General features: G+C 58.4%; 2 protein-coding genes. Both read left to right on the top strand.

Going from position 1 to position 1,510, the window contains the following annotated elements; translation table 11 throughout:
• The coding region (rpsD, locus tag AB4043_RS25245; protein WP_442308492.1) for a 30S ribosomal protein S4 at nt 1–433 on the top strand (433 nt) is incomplete at its 5' end.
• Nucleotides 434–562: 129 nt separating this feature from the next.
• On the top strand, nt 563–1,510 hold a 948-nt coding region (locus AB4043_RS25240; protein WP_442308491.1), incomplete at its 3' end, for a DNA-directed RNA polymerase subunit alpha.

The raw sequence follows: 1,510 nt of genomic DNA, 5'->3' as shown, positions 1-1,510 counted from the left end.
TATCTACTTCACGCTCGAAGGCCAGTTCCGCGCATACTACGAGAAGGCTAGCCGCAGGACCGGCGTTACCGGCGACCTGCTGCTGCAGCAGCTCGAGACCCGTCTGGACAACGTGGCCTTTCGCCTTGGCTTTGCAATCTCCCGCCGTCAGGCCCGTCAGGTCGTCCGTCACGGTCATGTGACCGTCAACGGCCGCAAGGTGAACATCCCCTCCTACCAGGTAAAGGTGGGCGATGTGGTAGAGATCCGCGAGAACGCGAAGAAGCTGGTTCTGCTCGAGACTGCCAAGGATTTTGCCTCCGGTCAGACCCAGGCTGCGTGGCTGGAGATCAATCGCGACAACTTCTCGGGCAAGGTTATTGCTTTGCCGAAGCGCGAGGATATCCAGATCCCGGTCAACGAACAGCTGATCGTCGAACTTTACTCGAAGTAATGGTTGAAGGGCTGCGTGGCATAGCCGCGTAGCCCTTTGATTGACCCCACAACTAAATACTCAACCGTGTAACACCCGCCTGGACCGCAGAATGCTTCGCGGACAGTAGCCGGAAGAAAGGATCGATACATGCTTTGGAGAGGTTTCCAAAAGCCCAAGCGTCTTGCTGTTGACAGCGAGACACTGACAGAGAAGTACGGAAAGTTCAGCGCGCAGCCTTTTGAGCGCGGCTTCGGTACGACCATCGGCAACGCACTGCGCCGCACGCTGCTCTCATCAATCGAGGGCGCGGCTGTGACCGCTGTTCGTATTGAGGGCGTACTGCACGAGTTCCAGTCGATCACCGGTGTGGTTGAGGACGCGACGGACATCATTCTGAACCTGAAGCAGATCCCGTTCAAGCTGAACGGCGACGGACCGAAGGCTCTGTACCTGCATGTGGACCAGCCGGGCGTTGTTACTTCCGGCATGATCGAAGCAGATGGCGACGTCGAGATCCTGGACAAGGACGTCTACATCGCGACGGTCTCCGAGGGCGGCAAGCTCGACATGGAGATGCGTTTGAAGCGTGGCCGTGGCTATGTCTCGGCGGACAAGAACTTCGATTCCGACCTCGGTCTTGGTTTTATCCCGGTTGACTCGATTCACTCCCCGGTCCGCAAGGTGAACTACTCGGTGGACGCGGCTCGTCTGGGCCAGATCACCGACTACGATCGCCTGACTCTCGAAGTCTGGACCAATGGCACCGTGCTTCCGGCTGACGCYGTAGGCCTGGCTGCCAAGCTGCTGAAGGACCACCTGACCATCTTCATCAACTTTGAGGAAGAGCTGGAGACCGGTCTGGACGGCAGCGCGGACGGCCCTGCTATCCGCAACGAGAATCTGAACCGCTCGGTCGAAGAGCTTGAGCTCTCCGTCCGCAGCTACAACTGCCTGAAGAACGCGGGTATCCAGACCATCGGCGAGCTGATCCAGAAGACGGAAGCCGAGATGCTGAAGACCAAGAACTTCGGCCGCAAGTCGCTGAACGAGATCAAGGAGATCCTCGCTCAGATGGGCCTCTCGCTGGGTATGAAG

Origin of the sequence: Terriglobus sp. YAF25, from assembly GCF_052113305.1 — a bacterium.
Classification (GTDB): Bacteria; Acidobacteriota; Terriglobia; order Terriglobales; family Acidobacteriaceae; genus Terriglobus.
Note: the sequence above shows the minus strand (reverse complement) of the source record. Positions and strands in the feature narration are given on the sequence as shown.